Origin of the sequence: Vibrio sp. 10N.286.51.E5, assembly GCF_041469125.1 — a bacterium.
GTDB classification, from domain to species: domain Bacteria; phylum Pseudomonadota; class Gammaproteobacteria; order Enterobacterales; family Vibrionaceae; genus Vibrio; species Vibrio crassostreae_C.
The window spans coordinates 21,195-47,831 of sequence record NZ_JBFRJZ010000004.1; the positions used below are offsets into that span (position 1 = coordinate 21,195).

Annotated in this window: 22 protein-coding genes, 2 tRNA genes and 1 other RNA gene; 11 read left to right on the plus strand and 14 right to left on the minus strand. The window is 43.9% G+C overall.

Annotation, left to right across the window (positions count from 1 at the left end):
• Positions 1-1,056 precede the first annotated feature (1,056 nt).
• Complete coding sequence (locus AB4161_RS00500) at positions 1,057-1,971, plus strand: hypothetical protein (RefSeq protein ID WP_372082526.1); 915 nt, start codon at positions 1,057-1,059, stop codon at positions 1,969-1,971.
• A gap of 214 nt (positions 1,972-2,185) precedes the next feature.
• Here the strand turns inward: AB4161_RS00500 and AB4161_RS00505 are convergent, their stop codons facing one another.
• Positions 2,186-3,067 carry a hypothetical protein gene (locus tag AB4161_RS00505; RefSeq protein ID WP_372082528.1) on the minus strand — a complete coding sequence of 294 codons (882 nt, stop codon included), beginning with the start codon at positions 3,065-3,067 and terminating at the stop codon, positions 2,186-2,188.
• 251 nt (positions 3,068-3,318) lie between these two features.
• Here AB4161_RS00505 and AB4161_RS00510 point away from each other — a divergent pair, with 251 nt between their 5' ends.
• The gene (locus tag AB4161_RS00510) at positions 3,319-5,043 is read left to right on the plus strand and encodes a DUF3987 domain-containing protein (RefSeq protein WP_372082529.1); all 1,725 of its coding nucleotides are present in this window, start codon (positions 3,319-3,321) and stop codon (positions 5,041-5,043) included.
• Positions 5,044-5,125: 82 nt separating this feature from the next.
• Here AB4161_RS00510 and AB4161_RS00515 read toward each other — a convergent pair whose 3' ends face one another.
• The 3 genes from AB4161_RS00515 to AB4161_RS00525 all read right to left on the minus strand — a co-directional run bounded on the left by AB4161_RS00515 (position 5,126) and on the right by AB4161_RS00525 (position 8,226).
• Complete coding sequence (locus tag AB4161_RS00515) at positions 5,126-7,057, minus strand: site-specific integrase (protein WP_372082531.1); 1,932 nt, start codon at positions 7,055-7,057, stop codon at positions 5,126-5,128.
• Between the two features lie 132 nt (positions 7,058-7,189).
• An RNA gene (gene ffs / locus AB4161_RS00520) (signal recognition particle sRNA small type) lies at positions 7,190-7,286 on the minus strand.
• A 196-nt stretch (positions 7,287-7,482) separates the two neighbouring features.
• On the minus strand, positions 7,483-8,226 hold the full coding sequence (locus tag AB4161_RS00525; RefSeq protein ID WP_017070265.1) for a hypothetical protein: 744 nt from the start codon (positions 8,224-8,226) through the stop codon (positions 7,483-7,485).
• A 227-nt stretch (positions 8,227-8,453) separates the two neighbouring features.
• Between AB4161_RS00525 and AB4161_RS00530 the strand changes: the two genes are divergently transcribed.
• Positions 8,454-8,756, plus strand: coding sequence for an MGMT family protein (locus AB4161_RS00530; protein WP_372082532.1), 303 nt, complete (start codon positions 8,454-8,456; stop codon positions 8,754-8,756).
• Between the two features lie 75 nt (positions 8,757-8,831).
• Here the strand turns inward: AB4161_RS00530 and AB4161_RS00535 are convergent, their stop codons facing one another.
• On the minus strand, positions 8,832-9,272 hold the full coding sequence (locus AB4161_RS00535; protein ID WP_017058951.1) for a YbaY family lipoprotein: 441 nt from the start codon (positions 9,270-9,272) through the stop codon (positions 8,832-8,834).
• A 168-nt stretch (positions 9,273-9,440) separates the two neighbouring features.
• Between AB4161_RS00535 and tesB the strand changes: the two genes are divergently transcribed.
• Positions 9,441-10,301 (plus strand): acyl-CoA thioesterase II, encoded by an 861-nt coding sequence (gene tesB / locus AB4161_RS00540; protein WP_029235187.1) that lies wholly within the window; start codon positions 9,441-9,443, stop codon positions 10,299-10,301.
• Positions 10,302-10,434: 133 nt separating this feature from the next.
• Here the strand turns inward: tesB and AB4161_RS00545 are convergent, their stop codons facing one another.
• Complete coding sequence (locus AB4161_RS00545) at positions 10,435-11,100, minus strand: hypothetical protein (protein WP_017070264.1); 666 nt, start codon at positions 11,098-11,100, stop codon at positions 10,435-10,437.
• A gap of 89 nt (positions 11,101-11,189) precedes the next feature.
• The gene (locus AB4161_RS00550; RefSeq protein ID WP_017067310.1) at positions 11,190-11,663 is read right to left on the minus strand and encodes an Lrp/AsnC family transcriptional regulator; all 474 of its coding nucleotides are present in this window, start codon (positions 11,661-11,663) and stop codon (positions 11,190-11,192) included.
• 129 nt (positions 11,664-11,792) lie between these two features.
• Here AB4161_RS00550 and AB4161_RS00555 point away from each other — a divergent pair, with 129 nt between their 5' ends.
• A complete protein-coding gene (locus AB4161_RS00555) occupies positions 11,793-12,860 on the plus strand; it encodes a PLP-dependent cysteine synthase family protein (RefSeq protein ID WP_017064069.1) in 1,068 nt (355 codons plus the stop codon).
• A gap of 90 nt (positions 12,861-12,950) precedes the next feature.
• Here the strand turns inward: AB4161_RS00555 and AB4161_RS00560 are convergent, their stop codons facing one another.
• From AB4161_RS00560 to AB4161_RS00570, 3 genes are all read right to left on the minus strand, one after another.
• The gene (locus AB4161_RS00560) at positions 12,951-13,271 is read right to left on the minus strand and encodes a DUF1244 domain-containing protein (RefSeq protein WP_004736423.1); all 321 of its coding nucleotides are present in this window, start codon (positions 13,269-13,271) and stop codon (positions 12,951-12,953) included.
• Between the two features lie 141 nt (positions 13,272-13,412).
• Positions 13,413-16,526 (minus strand): vibriobactin export RND transporter permease subunit VexH, encoded by a 3,114-nt coding sequence (vexH, locus tag AB4161_RS00565; protein ID WP_017062023.1) that lies wholly within the window; start codon positions 16,524-16,526, stop codon positions 13,413-13,415.
• Positions 16,526-17,602: an efflux RND transporter periplasmic adaptor subunit gene (locus AB4161_RS00570; RefSeq protein WP_029406216.1), complete on the minus strand. Its 1,077-nt coding sequence runs from the start codon at positions 17,600-17,602 to the stop codon at positions 16,526-16,528. The genes vexH and AB4161_RS00570 overlap by 1 nt, the downstream gene beginning before the upstream one ends.
• Positions 17,603-18,166: 564 nt before the next feature.
• Here AB4161_RS00570 and AB4161_RS00575 point away from each other — a divergent pair.
• Positions 18,167-18,251: transfer RNA gene (locus tag AB4161_RS00575), tRNA-Tyr, on the plus strand.
• A gap of 102 nt (positions 18,252-18,353) precedes the next feature.
• Positions 18,354-18,438: transfer RNA gene (locus tag AB4161_RS00580), tRNA-Tyr, on the plus strand.
• Positions 18,439-18,598: 160 nt separating this feature from the next.
• On the opposite strand, the gene AB4161_RS00585 is transcribed toward AB4161_RS00580, so the two are convergent.
• Together AB4161_RS00585 and AB4161_RS00590 are read right to left on the minus strand one after the other, a co-directional pair.
• Entirely contained in the window at positions 18,599-18,754 is a 156-nt protein-coding gene (locus AB4161_RS00585) for a hypothetical protein (protein ID WP_372082533.1), read from the minus strand.
• 179 nt (positions 18,755-18,933) lie between these two features.
• A complete protein-coding gene (locus AB4161_RS00590) occupies positions 18,934-19,842 on the minus strand; it encodes a Tim44 domain-containing protein (RefSeq protein WP_017068945.1) in 909 nt (302 codons plus the stop codon).
• A gap of 197 nt (positions 19,843-20,039) precedes the next feature.
• Here AB4161_RS00590 and AB4161_RS00595 point away from each other — a divergent pair, with 197 nt between their 5' ends.
• From AB4161_RS00595 to AB4161_RS00605, 3 genes are all read left to right on the plus strand, one after another.
• Positions 20,040-20,630: a TetR/AcrR family transcriptional regulator gene (locus AB4161_RS00595; RefSeq protein WP_017071712.1), complete on the plus strand. Its 591-nt coding sequence runs from the start codon at positions 20,040-20,042 to the stop codon at positions 20,628-20,630.
• A 17-nt stretch (positions 20,631-20,647) separates the two neighbouring features.
• On the plus strand, positions 20,648-22,522 hold the full coding sequence (locus tag AB4161_RS00600; protein WP_372082534.1) for an MFS transporter: 1,875 nt from the start codon (positions 20,648-20,650) through the stop codon (positions 22,520-22,522).
• A gap of 146 nt (positions 22,523-22,668) precedes the next feature.
• Positions 22,669-23,589, plus strand: coding sequence for a YeiH family protein (locus AB4161_RS00605; RefSeq protein WP_017060176.1), 921 nt, complete (start codon positions 22,669-22,671; stop codon positions 23,587-23,589).
• 133 nt (positions 23,590-23,722) lie between these two features.
• Here AB4161_RS00605 and AB4161_RS00610 read toward each other — a convergent pair whose 3' ends face one another.
• On the minus strand, positions 23,723-23,890 hold the full coding sequence (locus AB4161_RS00610; RefSeq protein ID WP_017060175.1) for a hypothetical protein: 168 nt from the start codon (positions 23,888-23,890) through the stop codon (positions 23,723-23,725).
• Positions 23,891-23,996: 106 nt separating this feature from the next.
• Positions 23,997-24,875: a LysR substrate-binding domain-containing protein gene (locus tag AB4161_RS00615; RefSeq protein WP_017064076.1), complete on the minus strand. Its 879-nt coding sequence runs from the start codon at positions 24,873-24,875 to the stop codon at positions 23,997-23,999.
• Positions 24,876-25,068: 193 nt separating this feature from the next.
• Here AB4161_RS00615 and nagE point away from each other — a divergent pair, with 193 nt between their 5' ends.
• Positions 25,069-26,514, plus strand: a complete 1,446-nt coding sequence (gene nagE / locus AB4161_RS00620; protein WP_017064077.1) for an N-acetylglucosamine-specific PTS transporter subunit IIBC — start codon at positions 25,069-25,071, stop codon at positions 26,512-26,514.
• Positions 26,515-26,637: the final 123 nt, after the last annotated feature.

Genomic DNA, 26,637 nt, shown 5'->3' on the forward strand with positions numbered 1-26,637 from the left:
ATATTTTTTGCTATTGATCTAACGACAAAAGCCAGAGTTAGGAATTTCCTAGCTCTGGCTTTTAAAGGCGGAATACTGCAATTAGTACATATATCAATGCTATAGATATAAGTTAATTTGCAAACATCAAAATGGGTGGGAACCCAGCCTCCCCATCCCGAAAAACAAAAAAGCCTTTAAAATCAATTAATTATGAAAAGATCTTGATTCTCTCGATTTTATGTTAGTACCGTCTTTCAGTACCACCTTTAGCTATCTTATAATCGATAAGCTCAAAAACCAATTACTGTGCTTAGGGAATTCTCAATGGTGCCCGCAAGTGAGGAGAGAGTACCTGCAAAGCCTGCATCACCTGCGAAAAGATATAAAAAAGGTGCCATATTGGCACCTTACACTATTGACTTAACGCCTGTGTGGAAAAGAACTCTTTTGACTCATAATCCTTTCAACGATGTCATGCACTATCGAGTTGAATAACTCACAACCATCATCGGGTTTGGCGTGCTTGAACATTAACCGTCGAAGCAACCCAGATCCCATAATATGGTCATCAACTATCTCATCCACCCAATGCCATTGTTTAGATCTAGTGACGACATCTAGCGGTGTAAGCAATCCCACTTCAAGGCAGATGTCTTCGACTTGTTTGAGTAATAGTGCTCGTTTGATCTCTTTATCGCCGAGTAGCGCCCTTCCCAAGGGAGTCACAGGAGTTTGTCGCATGCTTTTTCTTAAACATACACAATTTGAGGATGACACCAAATTATTTGTGCTGTCGGTGAAACAGTTTCCCCTCAAAGTGCGTTAAGCATTCGAAATACAAACTCAGATAATTAGTAACTTTAGACTTCAAGAAATAATTTGACTGGTAAAGACAAGACCCGACCTAACATAATCATCAACAATTTGGGTCATCTAGCTAGCTTTTCATCTTAATGCACAGAGTCACCTCGCTTCAATTTTTAGGCTGAAGAAACCCTTGCCTAAACTGTTGATTTTATATAGTTTAAAGTGGTTTTTTTGAATTTTAAGTATGTGTTAATTGGACTACCTCATATGATTAAACCAGAGTTGACTCTCTTACAACTGCCATTGGTAAGAGGAGTCGTCATAGTGCTCGTATTGGCTGCGGCATTTATTAGTATTCTCATTGCTTGCAACTCAAATCTCACTTGGGATCCCAGCTATCATGGTTTTAATTTTGCTGTACAGGTATATTCGGTGCCGCTTAAAATTCTAGCAGCTATCATACCAATAGTGGGATTTATAGCTCTATATCATCGCTCAGAGCAGACTCAAATACAGATAGCTTTAGCAACCAGTCAAAATATTTTTAGTAACTATTGCAAACATTTGGAGATGTTTCGTGAGCACGCTGAGTCTTCTAATACAACAGTATTAACGCATGCAAATATCGTCTATGAAATCATGTATCCAGAATCACATGCAGGAAATTTAAAGCTCTCGACAACATTCAACGAGTCGTTACATTCGATTGTTGTCGTTGAACTAAAATTTATTTCAGATTGTTATGGCAAAAGTAGTGTCATTCAGGAAGACACTCACAGAGTAGCTTGTGCTCGGTTAAATTGTTTGTACGATAGCTATGGCATAGACAAAAGCATCTGGCATAACTTAGCCCAGCATGAAGCGCAATTGATTGAGAGGTGCGGTATAAATCGAATGGAGGATGCCCAGTTCTATACACTCTTCAGGCCAGTCATTAGAGGTTTAGAATTTATAGTTATAAATTTAAATAACCAAGGGAAATTTGATAGAGATTTTCGAGCAAGCCAGCAAGTCGGAGTCATGCTAAAGTTTGCTGAGTATTGGAGTGCTGAGGCTATGCTAAGGCATAAGATAGCCTTTGAAGAGAGGGTCACAAATAAGAAATTTGATGTAAGTGACCAACTCAATCAATATATTCAATCTTGTTTGGAAGGGAATGGGACTACTAGTCACCTACTGTAACTTTCGGGGTTGTTCTTTGGTTCTTATTTCACAAACTGACGTCTTCCAGAGTGAGTCCCTAGTATAGTTTGATAAGGTGCATACAGCTCCATACTCTTACTTTACCTACTCTCCTGCAATCCTTAATTTGCCATGTTTTCAGTTGTTCATGTCTTACCAATTTAGCACGTTTCTGACTTAGTTCTGTCCAGAGGAGAGATAGACGACGCCAAAATTAAACGGCAGGCTTAGACATTCTACTTGTTAGCAGTCTGCCCTTCTGGGCTTTCGTCTCCACCTTGCGAACCAACCGTTGCATAAATTCATACAATGATGCCGTTTCGTCATTTGAACTACCAACAGTTTCGATCCCCTTGATTAGGCGGTTGTATTGCCTATTCATCTGCCTATAGTCTCCAACTTCATAAGCTTCGAGCCACTTATTAGCTTGATTGATCATTTTCTTGAGGTGACGTTCTTGCGCTTTAATAATCTCTTGCTTACGTGCCGCTTTCACTCTCCAAGATGGTGCTCGCTTCTTCGCTAAACCAGAGTAGTTTTTTTGTATCTGATAGGATTGATGACTTATCCCCATAACGTCATTCACAGCGTTATTAAAAGCAATTTTAACCAGCCTTGTTGTGGATTTACGCTGCAAATCATGTAGGTATTCTAACTCATCAGTGAATTTGCCGACCAAAAGATGCATGTGGTCACCAGTACCTCGAACGCTTGGATCTTGATCTTGTTGATGAACGACAGCACGTACGATAGTTCCAAGCTGGCTCGTTGATACATCAAGGTGAGCAGCCAACTCTCTCATTAGTTTGTTCAACATCTGACGCCACTCTCGAGTCGAAGGTCTAATACCCTTAGGCAAATTGAGAGAAAACTCCACTGCAGCCGTGGGTGGACGACCACCTCTTCGCTTAGCTGCCTGCCTGAGCTTGTATCTCTCTGTATTGCGCAAAATATTCAAAGACTCTGCTTGAGAACCAAAGATGTTAATGATCTTTTCGGTGCGTTTGTGATTACGGTGAGACTTGTTGAGCAGATAGTGCTCTCTAGCCATCACATCTAAAGCCGCTTGTGTAACAACTGTCCAGTTTTTCAACATGATTTTTCTAAACTATATAAATTTTTCCTGCTAAAACAAAATCTTGCATTGAGTTTCATGTAGTCAAGATAGGAAAAACCGAGACTTCGTCGCTAACTGTTTCCTCACTTGTAAGAGGGGGCGCCCTCTTAACTCCCCTAAAAAATCTTTAGAGCAATTTCAATCAGATATGCTGATTCATTTAATTTTCTTTCGTTGAGCACTTGCGTCTCTCTCACAAATAAATGATGTTTCATCGAAAGAAACTATCTATGTCTAACATAAAGAACGCGGTACAGCTTGAACTGCCCAATATCGAGCAAAAACAACCAAAAGGAACAAACGTTAGAGTTAAGGTCATCGACCAAATTCAAGAAGTAGAACACACCGTTTGTGAGTTAAGTGATAGACAACTTGAGCTACCAAACCTTGAGCCAACAGGTGATGACTCTAACTACTCGGCAGGTGACGCAGGTGTTGCAGGTAGAGGGGATACATTTCCAAAATGGGAACTACCTCGACCTCTCATTGAGGATGACCTTCCCCCAGCATTGAAACTGCGTGATGAGATGCTACCGAAATCAATTCGCGCATTTGTGCGAGAAAAAGCATACTCGATTGATAACATGTCGCCCGACTACCTCGCTGTTTCACTTATTACTATGATAGCTGCTCTGATTGGTAGCAATGTCGAAATAGAGCCGAAACGACATGATAAATGGCGGGTTGTTTGTATCCTGTGGTCACTGTTGGTAGGTAAAGCCTCGGAGAAAAAAACACCAGCAATGTCTGCAACGATGTCTTTTGTTAATAAGGTAAAGAAGGAGGTCATTGCTCCTGTAACTAAACGCAACACCACTATAAATGCCCTAAAGAGGAAGCGTTTAAATGTAAAGCGTCAAGAGTTAGAACAAGAATTAGAAGATGCTTTCGACATGGAAGATGAGATACTTCAAATAGCTATAGCAGATAAAATTGCTCAACTAGAAGAACCACCAGTTCTCGACCAGAGAGAAATTTTTATTAATGACTGCACAGTTGAGGCTCTAACTCAGTGCGCGGAGACATCTTTATCAGGATTAACAATTGTTCGAGATGAGATCTCAGGACTACTGAGTGTATTTAATCAACAAAGTCGAAGTCATGAACGTTCTGTTTATTTGGAGGGTTACAGTGGTCAACGTAACTCTTATGTCATCCGTCGTGTCAGCCGTGAAGATGTTGTTCTTCCGCAACTTTTTGTCGGGTTACTCGGCGGAATTCAGCCCGATATGTTGAAGCCTCTCATCAGGTCTGCGACCGAGGGGAAACAGAATGATGGTTTTCTTGAACGCTGCCTGCAAATGTCAGTCCTACCGACTAGAACTGAGAGTAAACCTACAGATCATCGAGTATCCGACAAAGCGACTGCATCTGTGCATCATGTATTTGCTAAGTTGGCTGAGTTAGATACACCTCTTGACCCCATCGTACTCAAATTTTCTCATAAGGCGCAGGAAAAATGGACAAAGTGGTCAGAAGAAGCGTTGTTAGATGTGTCGAATAGTTCATCAATGATGGAGTCTTATCACGTCAAGCGATTAGAGCATTGCGCAAAACTTGCGATGATCTTTCACCTGATAGAGGAAGCATCGAATACAACTAAGGGTAAACCCTTTCAACCAAATAATGTTGTAGAAGTAAAGAGTATTACCCAAGCTATGGTGTGGATGCGCTACCTTCGTTCTCACGCTTATCGAATTGTTGCCTCGGCACAGGAGAAAGTCGCTGTTGATAGCCCAGCGCAAATACTTCTCTCACGCCTATCGAAATTCCAAGGTCAGTTCACGAGACATAGCCTATCTCAGAAGGGTTGGAAGTCATTGACAACAGCTAAGCAACGCGAAGAAGCCATCAACACGCTAATCGCACATGGTTACTTGAGAGAAGGCATGATCACAACGAAACAATCGATCAAACCTGTCTTAGGTTTACTCATTCACCCAGATCACGTCTAGCATGGCAAGGGGCTATGTACTAGCCCCTTACAATCATTCAAATGCAGTTCAGAATTAAGAGTACAAGTTGTTCAATGACACTCTATTGCTGAAACATAGGCTGAACCTGATTTAAAGCGGGCACTTGATAGCCATCTATGTGCTCTTTCATCTTAACTACATCAACCGCATCACCGTAATTGTTATATGTGAAGTTTTGATGAAGATGCCCAACAATCTCAGCGGGTACGACATCGGAAACGCCATTTTGTTTAAAGTGGTTAATGAAAGTATGCCTAAAGTTATAAAAGCCCAAACTTCGCATAGTGAAGCCATTTGGTTCAGATATATAAGTCCTAAACCAGTCTCCTAACCTTTTCATAAAATGTTCAGAATTATGGTGCACCAATTCTGGGAATAGTTGCCCATCTTTACCAATCCCTTTAATGTAAGTCAAAAAACCCTTTTCAATTATAACTTTATGAATAGGTATTATTCTGCGTGAATTTTTATTTTTGACACTTTGGTGCTTGCCTTCATCCGTAATCCGCAAACACCAAATACCTTTTATTTGAAGTACATCCTGACCTTGTAACTGAGCTGCCTCATTGGGACGCATTCCATGCAATATCGTTAGTAGTGGCACCCAGTATCGTGACTGATAAGGTAGATTCGTATTCCTCGCGGTTCCAAGATCTAGTTTAGTAAACACGTCATGACTAAATATCTTTTCTAAGTCGTCCTCTGAGAAAGACTTTTGAATGTCCTTATTTAAGCCTTTTCTTTTGTTAACAATTCCACGAAATGGGTTATAGCTTAGCTTTTGATGCTTGACTGCCCAATTAAAAATGGTTGACGCGGCTTCCATATACGCACCAACGGTAGTCTCCTGAATTGTTGGCAATTTAGCTTCTTTATTTACATCAACCCAGCTACTAACATCATTCGCATCAAAAAGATGCCTTTTACCTTTTTTATTGAATGGATTTGCAGGTAGCATTCTCAATATATCAACTACTTCTATTGCATCATCACGGGAAATTTTACTTAGATCAGAGATACCTGTAAGTGCAATAACCTTTTTGAATCGGTTAATCGCCTTCTTTGTGTCAGCTAGATTAATCTCTTCGCCACCTTTGCCTGCCTGCAGCTTTTCGCTCTTTTTCTGGTTTGCTTTTTCTGCCAAGTAACTTTTTTCTAACTCATCAACTGTCAATATTGGTGTTGTATTTGCCAAAGAAGATTCTGGAGGAGTGACGGCTTTAGCAGCCACTGATGACCCGCGATCATGTTTCCGTCTAACTGCATTACCTCGTTCAAACATTTCAGCGATAGATGACGATACCAGAGCATGAGCTTCTCTCACCGTAGCTGATTGGCTATCCGTAACTGAAAGATCTTTTAATTGAACAGCAATAGCACTCGCCTGAGCAAGCTCCATGTTCTCAATCGAAATTCTCGCATCAATCAGATGTTTGAAAACCATGATCAACTTATTGAAGAATAAGTCAAAGGCTGCACTTCCTTTCGCAGATTCATCTAGAAGACTCTCAGATCTAACTAACTGCTCAGCCCTTTTTCGTGGTGATACAGAGTCAGGATAAATACTTCTCAATGAACCAAGTGCACCACTACATCTTAAGTCTAACGAGAAGAAGCCCTCGACTTGCTCTGCACCGCCACACGCGTCCTGAGTATCCCTCGCTTGCATTAATGCCGCTTTGAAAGTACCGTCATTCTGAATTCTCGATACCGCCTCATGAATTAAAGAGATTCCTTTGGTCGCCATTCTCGCGACCATCTCTCGCACATGAACTTCATCGAAGCTAGTAACAGTTCCACCGATCGTAATCTCAGACATATATTCTTTAATTGCCAGTTCGTGTTGTATTCCTAGTATGTATGCTTCCTGTTTCGAACTAGCATGTAAAGTCTTTTTTACTTCTCGACGATGGTTGAAGTGTTGACGAAACTGAGGGGGAATTTGAAAGCGAAATTGCCACTTTCCATTCGGTTTTAATTGGAGATAACGCATAGTTTAGTACCATCTTTTAGTACCAAGCGTATTTTCACTTTTTAGCTTACTTTCAGTTGTGGTAAGCAGATGATTTGAAAGGATTTAGATAGCAAAAAGCCGTCACATCAGTAACGGCTTTTTAAATGGGTGGGAACCCAGCCACATCCCGGCACACAAGTCACTCGCTGCGGCTGCTCCCTTCCAGGCCTGACCGAGTTCACGAGCTATTGTTGCGGGAGGACCAGGCCCCCATAGATTCGTTTTCTAAGAGGCTTGCCTCAAAGAGTGATTGGATTATTAAGCATCACAGCAACCATTGCAAGCCCTTCCACCCTATTTTTGAACAATTGCGGTCTAAGTGCTTATCCTTTATTCAAACCATTAGAAAATCGCAGGTAAATTCACCATTTACCTGCATTTGGAAGGTTTGGATTGCTGGAGTACTAGATATCGATGTCTTCGTTATCTTCTGTGCGAATGATGTAGTCTGTCATCCACGCGGTACCTAATAGACACAACCACACCACAAAGACTGGGCTCGGTACTTCGATGCTTGGAGTAATCACCAAAGCCGCAAAACCAACCGTTGGCAGTGTCCAACACAGTAGTTTATTCCAGCGGAAGGTTTTCAAGCGCGTCAGCGTTTCCATCGATGCCATGATGCCCGTTACACACAAGGCAACCAAAGCGGCATAAGGTAAATCGGCTATCCATAATGGAAGTATTAAGCCTAATGACCACCAGCTGTGTCGGCTAGCAGGCTTAAGATGATTTGCCGCCCACCAAATCACGATGATTGATAAGGTTTGAAGTGTGGTAACCCACGGGACGCCTTCAAGCTTGCCTGCTGATTGTGTCACCATGATCCCGACCTGCAAAGTAGTCACAATCAAGCCGGAAATAATCACGACCGACAAACTACTGCGTCTTGAAAAGACCACCATCAATAGCGGGAACAGTACCCACGCACTGACAGACAGCGTGATAGGCTGCAAAGGAAGGGTTAGACCATAAGTGGTCATGGCAGCAAGCAAAGCTAATCCTGCTATGCCTCCCTGCGGTAAAATCCATAAGGCAGGAATGACCATTGCAAGCACCGGGATATCTCCCTCACTTAAACTGATTGCTCTCGCGCAAACAACCGCTAATAATGTGGTGATCAAGAACTGAAACGTTGTAAATACCATAGCCCTCTCCTTCTACCGATCCGTGGTACCATACCAATCGTAGTAATTAACTGGTCACCCTAGCTTGTTAAAAAACTCGATAACCTCGTTAGATTTTTTGATTGGAGAATGACTACTTATCAAAACTTCTTATCAAAAAGAGCGGCCTTGCTCTCAAGCTTTTTCCCTGCGCTATTTTTGAACACTTACTTACTGTGATTGGTATTTATGAACTAGGAACATTTAGTATGGACCAATTTTTGAGCCAAATCTTTGCTGTGATTCACCAAATTCCATATGGGAAAGTAACAACTTATGGAGACATAGCACGTTTTTCAGGATTTCCGGGCTATGCGCGCCATGTTGGTAAAGCGCTGGGTAACCTGCCAGAAGGTAGCAAACTGCCTTGGTATCGAGTGATAAACAGCAAGGGTGAAATCTCTTTAAAGGGTGATTCGTTCGACCGACAAAAGCAGCATTTGGTTAAAGAAGGGATTGAGGTGAGTGATGCAGGAAAGATCAAACTCGGAATATACAAATGGCAGCCCTAGAGCTGCCACTAATCGCTGATTCAACTGGCTAAGTTAAGCCAATCAAGATGCCTTAACAGTGGCATCGATTTCTGATTAACGAACACCAACCAAACGTAGGTCTGCTTGCTGTGTATTTTCTACATCAGTAATTACTGACTTAATCGTGTCCGTTATGAAACGCAGTTTACCGTCAACATGAATCGATGCGCGCATGTTGTAACGGTGGTTAGCTTTAATTTTGTCGTTGTCGTAGCTCAGCTCGAATGCGAACGGTACTTGCTTACCGTCTGTGGTGAACTCTTGAGTTGCGATAACCGTCGATGGTGCATCAGCCAGTGAGATATCTTCTAGCGTAACGGTAACCACTGCATTCTCTGGCAATGCAATTCTTTCACGGTAGCTTACTGTTCCTGAAATCACTTGAGTGTTCTCTGCAACCACTTCTTGAGAAGCGCTCGTTTCTGATGTTGCTTGGCAACCAACAAGTAGGCCAAACGATACTAAAGACGTAATAAGAATTAGAGCCTTTTTCATATTCAATTTCTCTCAACATGTTTGCCGGACTCGGCAAATCTACTCACCAATTATAAGAGAGCTTTCATATTCTGTCTTGAAACCCTATGATTTATTGACAGATATCTGACTAAGCTAAATGATTAACACCATAATCTGACACCCATTTTACGAAGAGGAATGCTGGCGATGAGTCAACCTTTACAAGAATTACTAAGTTTACTTCAGCTAGAAAAACTGGAAGAAGGTTTATTCCGTGGGCAAAGTGAGAACCTAGGCCTACCACAGGTATACGGCGGTCAGGTATTGGGACAAGCGCTTTCTGCTGCTCGTTATACCGTTCAAGACGACCGTAGTGTTCACTCGTTCCACAGTTATTTTCTGTTTCCCGGCGATCCTGAAAAGCCAATCATTTACGATGTTGAGAACCTACGAGATGGACGCAGCTTTAGCACACGCCGTGTAAAAGCGATTCAAAATGGCCGCCCTATTTTCTATCTCACTGCTTCTTATCATGGCGATGCGCCAGGGTTTGAGCACCAGATTTCAATGCCTGATATTCCGGGACCAGAGAACTTTGCCTCAGAAACTGAATTAGCGAGCCACATTGCGGAATTCTTACCAGAGAAACTGCGCAAAACCTTCTGTGGCGAAAAGCCGATTGAGATGCGTCCGGTGACGGTGGTAAACCCACTGAAACCTAAGAAGACGGAAGCGAAACAATACCTTTGGGTAAGAGCGAATGGCGCGATGCCAGACAACCACTTGATCCACCAATACCTGCTTGCCTACGCATCGGATTGGGGATTCTTAGTGACGGCGCTTCACCCACATGAAGTCTCTATCATGACGCCAAATTTTCAAGTGGCGACGATTGACCACTCAATCTGGTTCCACCGCCCATTCAAAATGGACGAATGGCTGCTTTATGCGATTGAAAGCCCAACGGCAGCGAACACTCGCGGCCTAGTGCGCGGCGAGATCTTCAACCAGAAAGGTGAGCTGGTAGCGACAGCAGTACAAGAAGGTGTGATGCGTTTTACTAAATAGCACTCAAATAAATAGCGGATAAACGCTTCTTACAAGCCCCAAATACGCACAAACAAAAAGAGGCTAAGTTTAATACCTAGCCTCTTTCTTTAATCACGCTTAAGAAAACTCGTCACGCAAAAATCAATAAAACCTACTCAACTTCTAACGTTGGCTCAAACTCGCCTTGAACTCGCGTTTTAATGCCATCACCTGCGTCTCGTAGAAGGTTAAATGGCGATAACACTACGCCTTTCACCGCGCCCTCAGCGGCTCCCTGAGCGAGTTCCTTACTCTTATCAGCTAACAAATTAGCTTGTGCCAAAATACCTGGGACTTCCGCTCGTAGCATTTCAGATTCCGTGACGATGACAGGAATAGTCTGTTCGCGGTAAGACTTACTTTCAGCGAGCATTGGTGGCATTACGTCTACGCGGTATCTCTTTAATTCAGTTAATGTTGGTGGAATAACATCGGTTCTTACCTGCTCGACTTCCGTTCGAACATTTTTCACTTCATCTAATATCGCAGGGATTTTGTTGTCGACCGAGGCTACGGTTTGATTCACATCATCGATCGTCTTTCTAACTTCTTCGACAGTGTTTAACACCTGAGGAGCAAGATCGCTGACATGTTCTGCAAGCGCTAATAGCTCTTCTACTTTGAGCCCTTTGGTGAGGCCCGATATGTCTTCGATAACTTGCGGGTAAGTATCAACGATTTCACCGACTTTATTAGTCAATGAGTAGATGGTGTAACCCAAGTAAAAAATGGCGACCGCCAGTACCAGCTGGATAGCGGTAGATACTTTTGCAAACATGAATAATCCTTTTCTTTATCGCAGAGACGAGATCTAAACTGAGAAGATAGTTAAACTAAAGCGATAGTTATTCTATTACTAGGCGCAGCTTAAAGCGGCAATGCTGTCGTGTACTTCAATGGTTCCATCGCAAACGTCGAGGTCACATTAGAGATACCATCAATGCTATTCACCAAGCGCTTATAGAAATCATCAAAGCACTTCATGTCTTTAACCTGAACCTTCATCATATAATCATATTCGCCAGCCATGCGATAGAACTCCATCACTTCTGGAAATTCCGACACAGTATTCACAAAACGACCATACCACTCATGAGAATGATCACTGGTTTTCACCAATACGAACGCAGTAAAGGAAAGATCCAGTTTTTCCGGGTTCAGCAGTGCAACTCTTTTCTCAATAATGCCGTTCTCTTCGAGGCGCTTAAGCCTTTTCCAACAAGGCGTTGTAGTGAGATTGACCGCTTCAGAAATATCGTTCAATGACAGGGTGCTGTCTTCTTGCAGTAACCCTAATATTTTTTTATCTACGGCATCTATCACACTTTCACCAAATCCCATTTAAAGAGAATAATTTTCCACAATTTAAGCAAAACAAAGCAAATATGGCAAAGTTTTTCTCTCCGATTATAGATAAATTAGAACCATACCAATTACAAAGAATTCCTACACTCGATCAGGAGAACGCTTATGTGCACTGACCATCAATGGATTAACAACGCGATTCGTAAAATTGAAGCGGACTACCAACGCTCAGCGGATACGCACCTTATCAAGCTCGATCTACCAAGTATCGAAGGCATTGATGTTTACCTTAAAGATGAAAGCACACACCCTACAGGCTCTTTAAAGCACCGTTTAGCGCGTTCTCTGTTCTTATACGCTATCTGTAACGGTTGGGTTGGCCCAGAAACAACAATCATTGAATCTTCATCGGGCAGTACTGCGGTGTCTGAAGCTTACTTCGCTCGCCTACTTGGCCTTCCATTTATCGCGGTAATGCCAAAATGCACAGCGAAGAAAAAGATCGAGCAAATTGAATTCTACGGCGGCCAAGCGCATCTTGTGGACCGCTCAGATGAAATTTACGATGAGTCTCGCCGTTTAGCAGAAGAATTGAATGGTCACTACATGGATCAATTTACTTACGCTGAGCGCGCAACCGACTGGCGTGGTAACAACAACATCGCGAACTCGATTTTCAATCAAATGCAGATGGAAGATCACCCAGTTCCGGCTTGGGTAGTAATGAGCCCAGGTACTGGCGGTACTTCAGCGACGATTGGCCGTTTCATTCGCTACCAACAACATGAAACTAAGCTTTGTGTTGTGGACCCTGAAAACTCTGTATTCCACGAATACTTCCAAACAGGCAATGCGAACGTGAAAGGTAGTACATTCAGCAAGATTGAAGGCATTGGTCGCCCACGAGCAGAACCAAGCTTCATTCCTGGTGTGGTTGACGAAATGCGTAAAATCCCAGACGCAGCAAGTATCGCAACGACACATTGGTTATCTGACATTCTTGGTCGCAAGGTCGGCGCATCAACCGGGACTAACATGTACGGTGTGCTTCAATTAGCCAGTGAAATGAAAGCACGTGGAGAAAAAGGTTCTATCGTGACTTTACTGTGTGACAGTGGTGAGCGTTACCTAGACACTTACTTCAATGACGAGTGGGTAAATCTGAATATCGGAGACCTACAACCTTATGCAGCGAAGTTAGAAGCTTTCTCGCAAACGGGTGAGTTGGCTTAAGTTCAAAACCGATAGTTCGAAATAGAAAAGAGCCCTTGATGGGCTCTTTTTGTTTATTCATTCTATTAGTCAGCCACTAACGAGAACAAATTACTCTGGCTTCTGCTTCGCTTCAAATGCCGCGAGTTGTTCAGGCGTCGCTTTTGGTTGATGGTTTTGTTTCCACTCATCGTAAGTCATGCCGTATACACGCTCACGAGCGTCATCGATATCCAAGTCTAAGCCTTGTTGCTCTGCTTCCGCTTTGTACCATTTACTGAAACAGTTTCGGCAGAAGCCAGCCAAGATCATCAGATCGATGTTCTGCACATCTTTATTGTTATCTAGGTGTGCTAGCAGGCGACGAAAGGTTGCTGCATCCAGCTTATCTTGTTCTTCTTGAGAAAGATCTTTGTATTTAAATTCAGCCACTTTACTTTCCTTTATTCGATTTATTGTATTAATTCGTTGAGCTCTGTTTGTTATACAAAAAAAGCCTGCAATTCGCTAGGAGCAAACGCAGGCTTTTCAATATTGTTACACTATTCCGTGTTCATTAATCGTGCGTGTTCATTAACCGTGACTGGTTCTTCCCACGTTGTCATGGCTAAGCTCTTTATTAAGTTCCGCTTCCACGTGACCCGGAGAGCGTGTTGATCCTGAAATCAGTCGGTACATCGCAGGAATTACGAACAGAGTAACCAATGTCGCGAAGCCCATACCGAAGAAGATAACCGTACCCACAGCCACTCGGCTTTCATAGCCTGCGCCCGTTGAAGTAATCAATGGAATTGCACCAGCCAGCGTCGTGAATGCCGTCATCATGATTGGACGTAAGCGTCGAGCAGAAGCATCAATGATCGCCTTTTCAAACTCAATACCACGGTCACGAAGTTGGTTAGCAAACTCTACGATCAAGATACCGTTTTTGGTTACCATACCGATCAACATGATCATACCAATCTGGCTGTAGACGTTGAGCCCTTGACTCATCAGCACCAAGCCTAAGAAGCCACCGAAGATACCCATAGGTACGGTGAACATCACCACCAGCGGGTTAATGAAGCTTTCAAACTGCGCGGCCAGTACTAAGTATGCGACCAGCATCGCTAGCGCAAACACCACTAGGATACTTGATTGGTTCTCTTTAAAGTCTTTTGACTCGCCAGAGTAGCTCACTGAAATATCACCCGGTAGCTGTTCAATCGCTTGTTCATCAAGGAAATCGAGCGCGTCACCCAGCGTGTAACCTTCCATTAGGTTCGCTTTAATGGTCACCGATTTCTGCTTGTTGTAGTGCGACAAACGAATCGATGAAGCCACTTCTTCAATGTGCGTCAGCGTATCAAGTGTAACCAGCTCACCAGACTGAGTTCGCATGTAGATTTGGCTTAGATCGTTCGCGTTGTTGAAGCTGTTTTCATCACCACGCAGATACACGTCGTACTCTTCACCACGGTCAACGAAGGTCGTTTCACTGCGGCCGCCAAGCATGATTTCTAACGTATCTGAAATGTCTGAAACGCTAACACCTAGCTCTGCTGCACGCTGCTTATCTACGGTTACCAATAGCTCTGGTGTTTTCTCAGAGTAATCGATGTCCGCGCCTTCCATCATTGGAGAATCTTCAGCCGCTTGCTTTAAGAGCTCTGCCCACTTCTGAAGTTCAGAGTAATCAGAACCGCCAAGTACGAATTGAACAGGCTCACTTGAACCACCTTTGAAGCCCGGCATGAACGGGAATACACGCACATCTGGAATGCCGTTCAACGATTTACGAACTTCGTTCAACGCTTCTTGTGCGGTAACGTCACGCTCATCCCAGTCTTCTAGGATCATGATTACGAAGCCCGTTTGGTCACCCGCATTACCACCAAACGCTGGTGATTGAATACTGAATGACTTCAAGAAGCCCTGACCAAGCAATGGCATTAAGCGTTCTTCAACGATGTCCATGTTGGCAGACATACGGTTGTAACTGGTTGCATCGGCACCACGAACAAACGCAAATATAACACCACGGTCTTCTTGTGGCGTCAGTTGCGACGGCACTTGTTGCATCAAGCCATAACTACCGCCCATACACGCGATAATGATGATTGGAGCGGCCCAACGCCAGTTAAGAGCACGGCGCAATACCGCGCGGTATCCAGACTCAAGCTTGCCAAATACGCGCTCGACAAACAAATTGAAACGGTTTGGTTTAACGTTCGCTTTAAGGATCTTACTGCCTAGCACTGGCGTTAGCGTTAATGCGACTAGCGACGAGAAGATCACCGACATCGCAAGCAATACAGAAAACTCGGTAAACAATAGGCCAACCATGCCGTCCATGAACGAGATTGGTAGGAATACCATTACCAATACAAGCGTTGTTGCGATTACCGCGAAGCCTACTTCACGAGTACCTTTATAGGCAGCAAGCAGCGGTGACTCACCACGTTCGATATGGTGGAAAATGTTCTCAACCACCACGATCGCATCATCGACCACCAAACCAATCGACAGGATAAGTGCCATCAGGGTAATCAGGTTGATGGAGAAACCGAAGTAGTACGCGGCAATAAACGACGAGATCAGAGATACAGGTACGGTTACCGCTGGAATAAGTGTTGCACGTGCTTGACCAATAAAGATGTAAAGCACAAGGATAACCAAGCCACCCGTGATAAAGAGTGTGCTGTATACCTCTGAGATTGAACGGTCAATAAAGACTGTTGAGTCATAATCGACAGCTAAACGAGTACCGTCTGGCAAGAACTTTTGAATTGCTTCGACTTCTTTATGGACTAAGTCAGCCACCTCAAGTGGGTTCGCATCTGACTGAGGCACGATACCCATACTTACGTTAACAACGCCGTCACTCTTAAAGGTCGAGTTCTCGTTTTCTGCGCCAATGTAAACATCCGCTACGTCTTTCAAGTAGATAGGTGTGTTATCAGAGGCACGTTTAACGACTAGGTATTCGAAATCTTCAGCTTCAGTGTAAGAACGAGCAGTACGAACCGACATCACAATCGCATCGTTACGTACTTCACCACCCGGGCTTTCAATGTTCTCACTGTTCAACGCAGATGTGATGTCGGAGGTAGTAACACCACGACCCGCCATCTGCGCAGGTTTCAGCTTGACGTACATTACTTTGTACAAGCCACCTGAGATATCCACCGAGCTCACGCCAGAAATCAAACTAAAGCGGTCAATCAACACACGTTCGGTGTAGTCGGTTAACTGCGTTCGGTCCATCTCTGTCGAACTTAAGTTGATGTAGACCGAGGCTTCACCACTACCATTGTTCTTGTAAACAATTGGGTCGTCGGCTTCATCGGGCAATGAACGCTGCGCACGAGCTACGGCGTCACGAACATCACTCACACCGGTGTTGAGGTCGTAACCAAGCTCAAAAGTAATCGTGATACGCGACATACCGTTACGCGTTGTGGATTCGATCTCATCGATACCACTGATTCCGGATAACTGGTCTTCAAGATTGGAGGTTATTTGGCTTTCAATGATGGTGGCAGACGCACCTTCATAGCGAGTACTGATCGATACCACCGGGCTTTCAATATCTGGCATCTCACGAACTGCGAGCTTATTGAAAGAGACAATACCAAACACAACCAATAGTAGGCTCAATACGACGGCCGCTACTGGTCTCTTTACAGAAACATCAGATAACAACATTAGTTAGCGCCTTCTTGTGCTGCTGTATTTTCATCAAGTTTAGCTGGGCGATTAACGGCAAGCTCTTGAACCAAGACTCCGTCACGCATGTTTACGATACCTTGCACCACGATCTTCTGGCCAATCTCGATGCCCTTGTCGATCACAACTTCGTTATCGATACGCGCACCCAAGAACACTTCGGTACGAGTCGCTTTGTTATCTTCGCCAATAACATAGACGAAACGCTTAGTACCAGAATACTCAAGCGCTTGAACTGGGATAATCGGCGCTTCTACAGGAGGGAAATCCATATCAGCTGCCACTAGCATGCCCGGCTTTAGGTAATCATTATTGTTGTCAAAGTGGATTCGAACTCGAAGGTTCAAGGTTTCAGCATTAATACGAGAATCAATGCCTACCACTGTGCCAGTGAACTGAGTCTCGCCCCACGCACTGGTGCGAGCCGTCACTGTCATGCCTTTAGACAGCTTAGAAAGGTAACGCTCAGGAATTTGAAGATCTAACTGCATCACAGACAAATCATCTAAAGTCACAAGCTCAGTACCTGCTGTCACCATTTTTCCGCGGCTAAAGTCGATAAAACCGACCGTGCCAGAGAAAGGCGCGCTGATGTGTAAGTCTTTAAGATTGGCATTGGCGGCAGCTAGGCGAGCATTGGCGATCTCTACGTTCGTTTTCTGAGCGTCAATTTCAGTTTGCGTAATCGCATTACGTTTCACTAGTCGTTGGAATTCCGCTAGCTTACGTTTCTCGTCTTTTAAATACGCTTGCGCTTCTGCAACTGCTGCTTTTGCTTTGTCGTCATCTAATTGAACCAACATCTGCCCTTTGGTGACATCTTGATTGGCTTTGATGTTGATAGAGTCAACTCTGCCCGCTACTTCAGAGGTAATGATCACAGATTGTTCTGCTTCTAACTTACCTACCAAAGAAAGAGATTGGCTAACTTGGTGAATATCAACTTGCTCAGTAACAACAGTGACAGTGCTAGGGCCCATGCGTTTAGCTAGTGCGGCTGGAGACGCCATAAGAATAGACAAGCTAAGCAGGGTTAAAACAGATTTATGCTTCATAATAATGGTCTGCAAGTAAGGTTTATACCAATCACAGTGAGTAAGTGGTCAGAAATAGCGTAGGGAAAAGGCTTGAGAACAAGGTAGCTCTTTTCAACAGATAGTTTCGATAAGTAGTTATTCTACAATCAAAATTTCTGACGCTGTTCTCGAGCATTTTAACAGGCTAGGATGACATGTTATTTACTACGATTGGTATTAATATCTATAAATGAAATTAACCGTATTCTATCAACTGATGAATGCTGTAACGTCAAGAAGTGTAAATCTAGATTAAATTCCATTTACGTTTCTTGGCGAATTGCACAAACCAAACACAATGTAGAAAGCGAGTTACCTCAAGGTGTTACCTATCACTACGTAAACCTTAGTATAGATGTTCACTTCCCGAGCAATATGCGTACTTTTCGCCATCTTTGCCCAAAAAGGCAGCATTCAACACAAAACCATAAGAAAAACTCTTTACAGGTTTAACGTGTTTGCTATGATGCGCTCCGCACTTGAGAGATGCGTTGGGAAAAACATCTCTTTAGCCTATCCATTATGAGTTAGGAAAAACACCCTGGAGGGGTTCCCGAGTGGCCAAAGGGAGCAGACTGTAAATCTGCCGGCACTGCCTTCGATGGTTCGAATCCGTCTCCCTCCACCATATTCTTCTTACCTCTTTTAAGAGTTAAGAGAACAACCTGATTGATGGGCTTATGGGAAAACATCAATTTAGGCTTACTTTGTGAAAAGTAAGACACACCCTGGAGGGGTTCCCGAGTGGCCAAAGGGAGCAGACTGTAAATCTGCCGGCACTGCCTTCGATGGTTCGAATCCGTCTCCCTCCACCATATTCTCCTTAATTGGAAAATCGAAAAGCCAACTCATTGAGTTGGCTTTTTTCGTTTCTGAGCTTTATCTCTTACTAAACGTGTCTTCTAAAACAACCCTCAACTTCCTAAACACTAACCCGCTACTACAAATAACTAATCGAGCTAAATCATTCAAACATCAGTGATCCCATACTTCAGCATGACGCTCACAAACCAGATAAGCAGCGTAGCCTAAACAATGGGTCGATACATGTTCTTCGCATTCGTTCGCAATTATCTGTTTCTGCTGCAAAGTAACCTCAGGCTCCAATACGGGTTCAAAGAACTTTGTCATTACTCATTACATCCAAATAAAATCAGTTAGTTAGTTAGTCTCAGGTTAATCCAATCTTTAACTAAGATACATATCATTAGACGCAAAAAAGCCCCTGCTGATTTCTCAGCAGGGGCTTTCTATTATTTGGTGTCATTCCGAATAACTACATCCTATTGATGTTGAGTTAAATCCTGGAATTAACCTTGAATACCAACAATTAACCAAGGTGCATTGTTAGTTGTTAGGTCACGCTCTAGGTGCCAGATATCAGTGATATCTTCTTCAACGCCATCCGCTGTGTCACGGTAACGACCGCTAAACTGAAGGCTTAGCTGTGCTTTGCTACCATCGTGGTCTGCGCGAACGATTTCAGCATCAACGTACATTACGTCTGTGTGCTGATCACCGTCTAGCTTATTACGCTCAGCTTTTAGGTCTTCAAATAGGCTTGGAGATACGTATTCTTCAATCGTGTTTAGCTCGTTGTGATTCCATGCACCTTGCAGTGTACGGTAGTGCTCACGAGAACCATTGATGAATGCCGCTTGATCAAAGCCCGGTGGGTAGTTATGTGGAACATCGCTTTGTGCACCAAAACCGAAACCACCAGCAGCGCCTTGTGATTGAGGTTGTGTTTGCTCGAAGTTATGAACATTTGGTTGTTGCTTAGGTTGTTCAAACTTGTTCTGACCCATGCCGCCGAATGCTGGCTGTTGGCCACGTGCATTCTGCTGATTCATTGAGCCCTGCTTCGCGCCCAACATTCCGCGTAGGAATTTAAACGCTAGGAAAGCAATCAGACCCATAATCAGAATATCCATGAACTGGATACCTTCAAATGCGCCACCAAAGAATGCAGCTAAAAGACCACCAGCAAGTAAACCACCTAGCAGACCGCCCATAAGGCCTTTCTTGCTAGAGTTAGCTGCTGTGTTCTTACCTGTTTGATCTTGACGGATCGAATTCGTGTTTTGTTGTTTTGGTGCTGGAGCCGTTTTAAAGCTTTTGCCAAATGACTTACCACCACCAAACTTTTTCGCTTCCGCGATTGGCGTCACCGCGACTGTTACCAACAGGATCGCGACTAGTGAGAAAAATCGTTTCATTATTATCCTTTATAGGGTTCTTTATCTTTCGACACCTTAATCATACTCGTTAACAAAGAACAATGAAATATTCACCGTGTTTACACATGTATCATAATATTGCGGCCATTAATTGATTACTGAACTAGCGAAGGGATTGACGGCACTCTGGGGCAGCATTAAAATATTGAACGATGTTCATTTAATAGAAAGTACCCATGGCAAGACGAAACGATCATACTCGCGAACAATTAGTGCAATTAACCTTAAAAACGGTGACCGACTTCTTAGAAGAGCACTCTTATCACGAGTTAAGTCTACGTAAAATCGCCAATATGATTGGTTACGTTCCAAGTACCTTGGTGAATGTATTTGGTAACTACAACCTATTGCTATTACATGTGGTCGCTCAAACATTAGATGAACTGGCGTCAGAATCTGCTGCAGCGGTTGAACAATCGAGCAACCCTCAACAAGCTCTATTCAACCTTGCATACTGTTACCACGATTTTGCACAAAAACACCCTCACCGTTGGCAGCTTATCTTTGAGCACAACATGAACGGTGAAAACCTTCCTGAATGGCAATCAAACCGCATCGATAGAATGACAGGTATGCTAGAGCAACTATTAATAGCTATTGCCCCTGAACATACTAAAAGCGAAGTCGTTAAAGCTAGCCGTGTATTATGGTCTGGAGTACATGGAATTACTCTACTCAGCGTTGATGATAAATTTTTCGCCGCTGAGCCAATCGATGGTAAAGAGTTGATCAATAACCTAGTCTCAAACTACTTAACCAACTGGTAATCATCCAAGGAAAGACAATGAACAACAGCAGCCAATCTTCGCTGTTAACGCAAAAAAGGTTCCTACCCTACTTTATTACCCAATTTCTAGGAGCCTTTAACGACAACATATTCAAAAATGTCCTGTTACTGTTTGTTGCTTTCGCAAGCGTAGACACGCTGCCTATTTCCAGCAATCTATTCATTAATTTGGCCGCTGGCCTGTTTATTCTGCCCTTCTTCCTATTCTCAGCTTTAGCCGGTGTACTGGCTGATAAATACGAAAAATCGTGGTTTATCCGTAAAGTTAAGCTCCTTGAAGTGGTGATCATGTCACTGGGTGCGATCGGATTTATCTATGAAAGCTACGGGATATTACTTCTGCTCCTGTTCCTTATGGGAACGCAGAGTGCTTTCTTTGGTCCGGTGAAATACGCCCTGCTTCCACAGCAGTTAGAAACAAAAGAACTGGTATCTGGTAACGCTCTCGTCGAGACAGGTACATTCTTAGCGATCCTGATTGGTACTCTAGGCGCAGGCATCATTGCATCTGAAGAAGGCGCGAAGCTCATTGCTGCGGTGTGTATTGTTTCGTTCGCCGTGCTTGGCTATGCATCAAGCTGCTTTATCCCACATGCGCCAAGTAATGCACCAGATCTTAAAGTAAAGTGGCAACCTGTAAAACTGACCCGCGCGACACTTGCGATTGCCAAAAAAGATCGCCCGACCTTTCAAGCTCTGATGTCTATCAGCTGGTTCTGGTTCCTTGGTGCGGCTTACCTAACTCAGTTCCCCAACTTCACTAAACTGCATCTAAACGGCACTGAAAGCTCCGTCGCCTTTTTACTGGCACTATTCTCGGTAGGCATTGCAATCGGCTCTTTAGCTTGCGATAAGTTATCTAATCACCGAATTGAAATCGGCATCGTGCCAATGGGCAGCTTAGGTATCTCGATCTTCGGTCTTCTGATGGCGATATCCATCCCGGAGTCTTTGCCTGACTTTAGTTCTTTCCATCAATTCGTAACCTACTCAGAGCTGTGGCCACTGTTTGCTTACCTTCTGCTTCTGGGTATCTCTGGCGGTGTCTTTATTGTTCCTCTGTATTCACTGATGCAGTTACGTGCCAAGCCCGACGAGCGTGCCCAAGTGATTGCCGGGCTCAATATCTACAACTCACTGTTCATGGTGGGAAGTGCGGTATTAGGTATTGTTTGCCTTAGTGTTCTAGATCTTTCAATTCCGCAGCTGTTTATCTTGCTCGCAGTGGGCAACACTTTGGTGATGCTGTACCTGTTTTATCAGGTGCCTATCTACGCTTTCCGCTTCTTTACGTGGGTGGTCACTCACACCATGTACAGAGTTAAACATAAGAACTTACATCACCTGCCAGAAAAGGGCGGTGCGTTGATTGTCTGCAACCATGTGAGTTATATGGATGCACTGCTGCTGAGTGCGGTTTGCCCTCGCTTGATCCGTTTTGTGATGGAAGAGGATTACACCAAGTTGCCGCCAATTCGACGCTTCTTGAAAAGAGCTGGGGTGATTCCAATCTCCGCGACCAACCGCAACTCGATTCGAAACGCTTTCAAAGAAGTAGAGCGTGCCCTGCATGAAGGTCACATCGTGTGTATTTTCCCAGAAGGAAAGCTCACCTCTGATGGCGAAATGGCTGAGTTCATGCGTGGTATGGAGCTGATCATCAAACGTTCCCCTGTCCCAGTGATTCCTATGGCTCTTAAAGGATTATGGGGTAGCTACTTTAGTCGTTACAAAGGCCGTGCCTGCAAAGGGTTACCCACTCGCTTCTGGACTAAGCTAGAGATAGAAGCTGGCGAGCCGATTTCACCTAAACAAGCCTCTTGTGAAACGCTTCGACAGTCAGTCTCTGACCTTCGCGGATCATTACGCTAGTTAACCAGCCCTTTATTCATATCAGTTGAACAAGCGTTAAGTTTTCCTTAACGTTTGTTCAATTCATTTAGACTTACTTATCATTTTATTGAACGTATAGTGGTCTCATCACAATAACGCCACAACAAAACAAGACTCTAAATACAATGAACCTAAAAAAGTCCGTTCCATTTTATCTTGCTGCACTGTTTTGCTTAACGCCTTGGGTTAGCTCACCGACAGCCCTGGTTATCGGTTTCCTGCTTGCTAGTTTAGGATTAGTCCCTGAACACTTGGAAGTCGGCAAACTTACCAAAAAGCTACTGGCCTACTCTATTGTTGGCTTGGGTTTTGGTATTCAGTTTGAAAAAGCATTAGCAGTAACAGGCGATGGTATTGGGCTCATTGTAACGACGATTATCGGTACATTAGTCATTGGTTGGTTCTTGGCGAAACAAATGGGGCTAGACCGCACTACGGGCTATCTTATATCTTCTGGTACCGCGATTTGTGGTGGTAGCGCGATAGCAGCAGTGGCACCCGCGATCAAAGCAGACGATGAACAGATTGGCTTGGCATTAGCCACCGTATTCGTGTTGAACTCGGTTGCTCTATTCTTATTCCCGATGATTGGTCACGCGCTTGAGCTCAGCCAACAAACATTTGGTACTTGGGCAGCGATAGCGATTCACGATACGTCTTCTGTAGTAGGTGCAGCTTCAGCGTATGGCGAAGAAGCACTGACGACAGCGACAACATTGAAGCTCGCTCGCGCACTTTGGATCATCCCAATCGCTTTAATTAGTGCGATGATCTTCAAGAACGATCAAAAGAAGATTACGGTTCCCTACTTCATTTTCTTCTATTGCGCCGCTATCGCGGTGAGTGACTTACTGCCACAATTTGAGATGGTCTATCAAGGAATCTTTGATGTGTCTAAGCGAGCACTGGTCGTGTGTTTGTTCTTAATTGGCTGTGGTATTTCAGTTGAGAAGTTAAAAGCGGCAGGGCCGAAACCACTGATGTTTGGTATTACAATGTGGGTCATGATCTCAACGGGTTCATTGGCGTGGTTAACTCTCGCTTAGCCCGCATAGAAACGCTTTAGATGTTTGTTCGGTGAACTAGACACTCAAGTTAGCGAGCAACAAAACAAAAAGGCAAAGCTCCAATGGGCTTTGCCTTTATCGTTTGTGGTAAGGGTATTCTTTGTTGTAACAATCACGAATCAAACAGGGGCTTATCACTCTTCTTGCTCTCTCTTTTCATTAAAACAAGTACCACAACCAACACAAATGCGGTGAGCTCAGCCAACGAACGAGTCAACCCTGACGAGATGATTGCTTGGCCTATCTGCAGTAAAACCGCAATGGTGAGGGCAATTTTCATAATAAGACCTTATTCTATAATCCGTTATTTATATGGCTTATTATGATGGATGGTTATAAAGATAATAAATTCTGTTTTGAACTATCTAATTGCTAAATTAACTAACCTAGCGCAACTGCCCTTCTAACCACTTAATAAAGGTTCTTACCTTAGGGCGTTTTTCCGTGCCTAGCGGGCAGATTAAGTCATACCCTTGGTCTGTATCCATGCTCGGATAAGGTGTTATCAGCTCACCAGTCTGAACATACTGCTTAACAAAATGATAGCGCCCCATCGCGACACCGATATTGCTGAGGGCACTTCTTACGCCCATATCCCGGTGGCTCACACAGTAAAATTGCTCAAACAAGTTCACATCTAAGCCGTGGTGTTTAATCCAACGCTGCCATACATCTGACCCTAGTGCATGAATGAAATTAATCCGGTGCAGCGATTCTAAGCCATCATCAAAGATGTCGTGTTCAGCCGCGTAACTCGGTGTACATACCGGAATATACTTTTCACCAAACAGGCGCTGTCGATGCATGTCTTTGAGATTTTCAGCACCATAGTAAATAGCGACATCGAGATGATTTTGATGAAAATCCTGCTCTTCTTGCGAGAAAATATTGAGATTAAACTTTGGGTATCGCTGTTTAAAATCAGCCAACCTCGGCAGTAACCAACTGTTGGCAAATGCAGGACTGGTACCGATATTGATCTGTCCATACAAGTCTGTGTTGGTAATGTCTTCGATCTCACCAAAAATAGAGCTTAACGACTTGGATAACGTTCGTTGAAAGCGCTGACCTTCTTCCGTTAGTTCCAGTTTACGAGTCCCTCGCACAAACAAGTTAAATCCGAGTTCACCTTCTAACACTTTGATTCGATGGCTAACGGCTCCCTGAGTCAAATGCAACTTTCTAGCCGCTAGCGTAAAGCTCATTTTCTCTGCAGCAACATTAAAAGTATGAAGATTTCTAAGTAAAGATTGATGGTTAGCCATACGAACTCATGCATTAAAAATTTTAATTCATACTACTACCCGTTTCGTTTGTTTGCATTAAGAAATAAGTTTTTAATAACCGCAGTTACTTAAAATCCTGCCTCGATCAATATTTGACTCCATACGTTGACGAGCAGAAACATTAAAAAAATTAATTACAAACTTAGGGGCACATATGAATATACTCGGGTATATGCAAAAAGTAGGTAAGGCATTGATGGTTCCCGTAGCCACACTGCCAGCTGCAGCAATCCTTATGGGGATCGGCTATTGGTTGGATCCTGTTGGTTGGGGTTCTGAAAGTATCTTAGCCGCATTCTTGATCAAATCTGGTGGCGCGATCATCGACAACATGGCGGTTCTATTCGCGGTGGGTGTCGCATTTGGTTTGAGCCGTGATAAGAATGGTTCTGCGGCACTGTCTGGCTTTGTGATGTTCCTCGTCGTCACCACGCTACTTGCTCCGGGCTCTGTTGCTCAGTTAATGGATGTTGAACTCAGTGAAGTGCCTGCGGCATTTGGCAAAATCAGCAACCAATTCGTAGGTATCATTGTGGGTATCATCTCTGCTGAGATCTACAACCGCTACTCAACGGTTGAACTTCCTCAAGCTCTAGCGTTCTTCAGCGGTAAGCGTTTGGTTCCTATCCTGACCTCAATCGCAGGTATGGCTCTCTCTTTTGCTCTACTTTACATCTGGCCAGCTGTTTACGACGCTCTGATCGTTCTGGGTATTAAACTAGAAAGCATGGGTGCGGTGGGTGCTGGTCTGTTTGGTTTCTTCAACCGTTTGTTCCTATCAGTAGGTATGCACCACGCTCTTTACCCTGTGTTCTGGTTCGACGTTGTTGGTATTAACGACATTCCAAACTTCTTAGGCGGCGCGCAATCTATCGCTAACGGTACGGGTATTCCAGGTAAAACTGGCATGTACCAAGCGGGCTTCTTCCCTATCATGATGTTTGGCCTACCAGCAGCAGCATTGGCGATGTATCACTGTTCTGATGCGAAAAACAAAAACCAAGTATTCGCAATCATGCTTGCGGCAGCTATGGCTTCATTCTTCACGGGTATCACAGAGCCACTAGAATTCAGCTTCATGTTCCTAGCACCCGTGTTGTTCCTACTGCACGCAGTATTAACAGGCCTATCGCTTTACATTGCAGCAAGCATGGAATGGATGGCAGGCTTCGGCTTCTCTGCTGGTTTCGTTGACCTAGTACTATCAAGCCAAAACCCACTCGCGGTTAACTGGTACATGCTACTGGTTCAAGGTGTGGTGTTCTTCGCGCTTTACTACGGTATTTTCCGCTTCGCTATCATCAAGTTCAACCTACGTACTCCAGGTCGTGGTGAAGAGATGGAAGCAGAAAAAGAAACTGAAACGCCAGAAGCATTGGCTAACCTAACCAACAGCTACATTGAAGCGGTTGGCGGTGCAGACAACATTCTAGAAGTCGATAACTGTATTACTCGTCTACGCTTAACTGTGAAAGACTCAGGTGCAGCAGACAGCGAGAAACTGAAGAAACTCGGTGCGGCAGGTGTGGTACCGGTTGGGAAAGGTGGTCTACAAGTTATCATTGGTCTAGGTAAGGTAGATAAAGTCGCTGAACAAATGAAGAAGGCACTTGCTTAACGCCAAATCTTGAATGACACGATAAATAATTAGAATTTGTGACGGCTTCACCACCGTCACAACCCCCTGAAGCGCAATTACGACTAGTCACCGTGTATTGCGCTTCATTTTATTGCTCTTCGC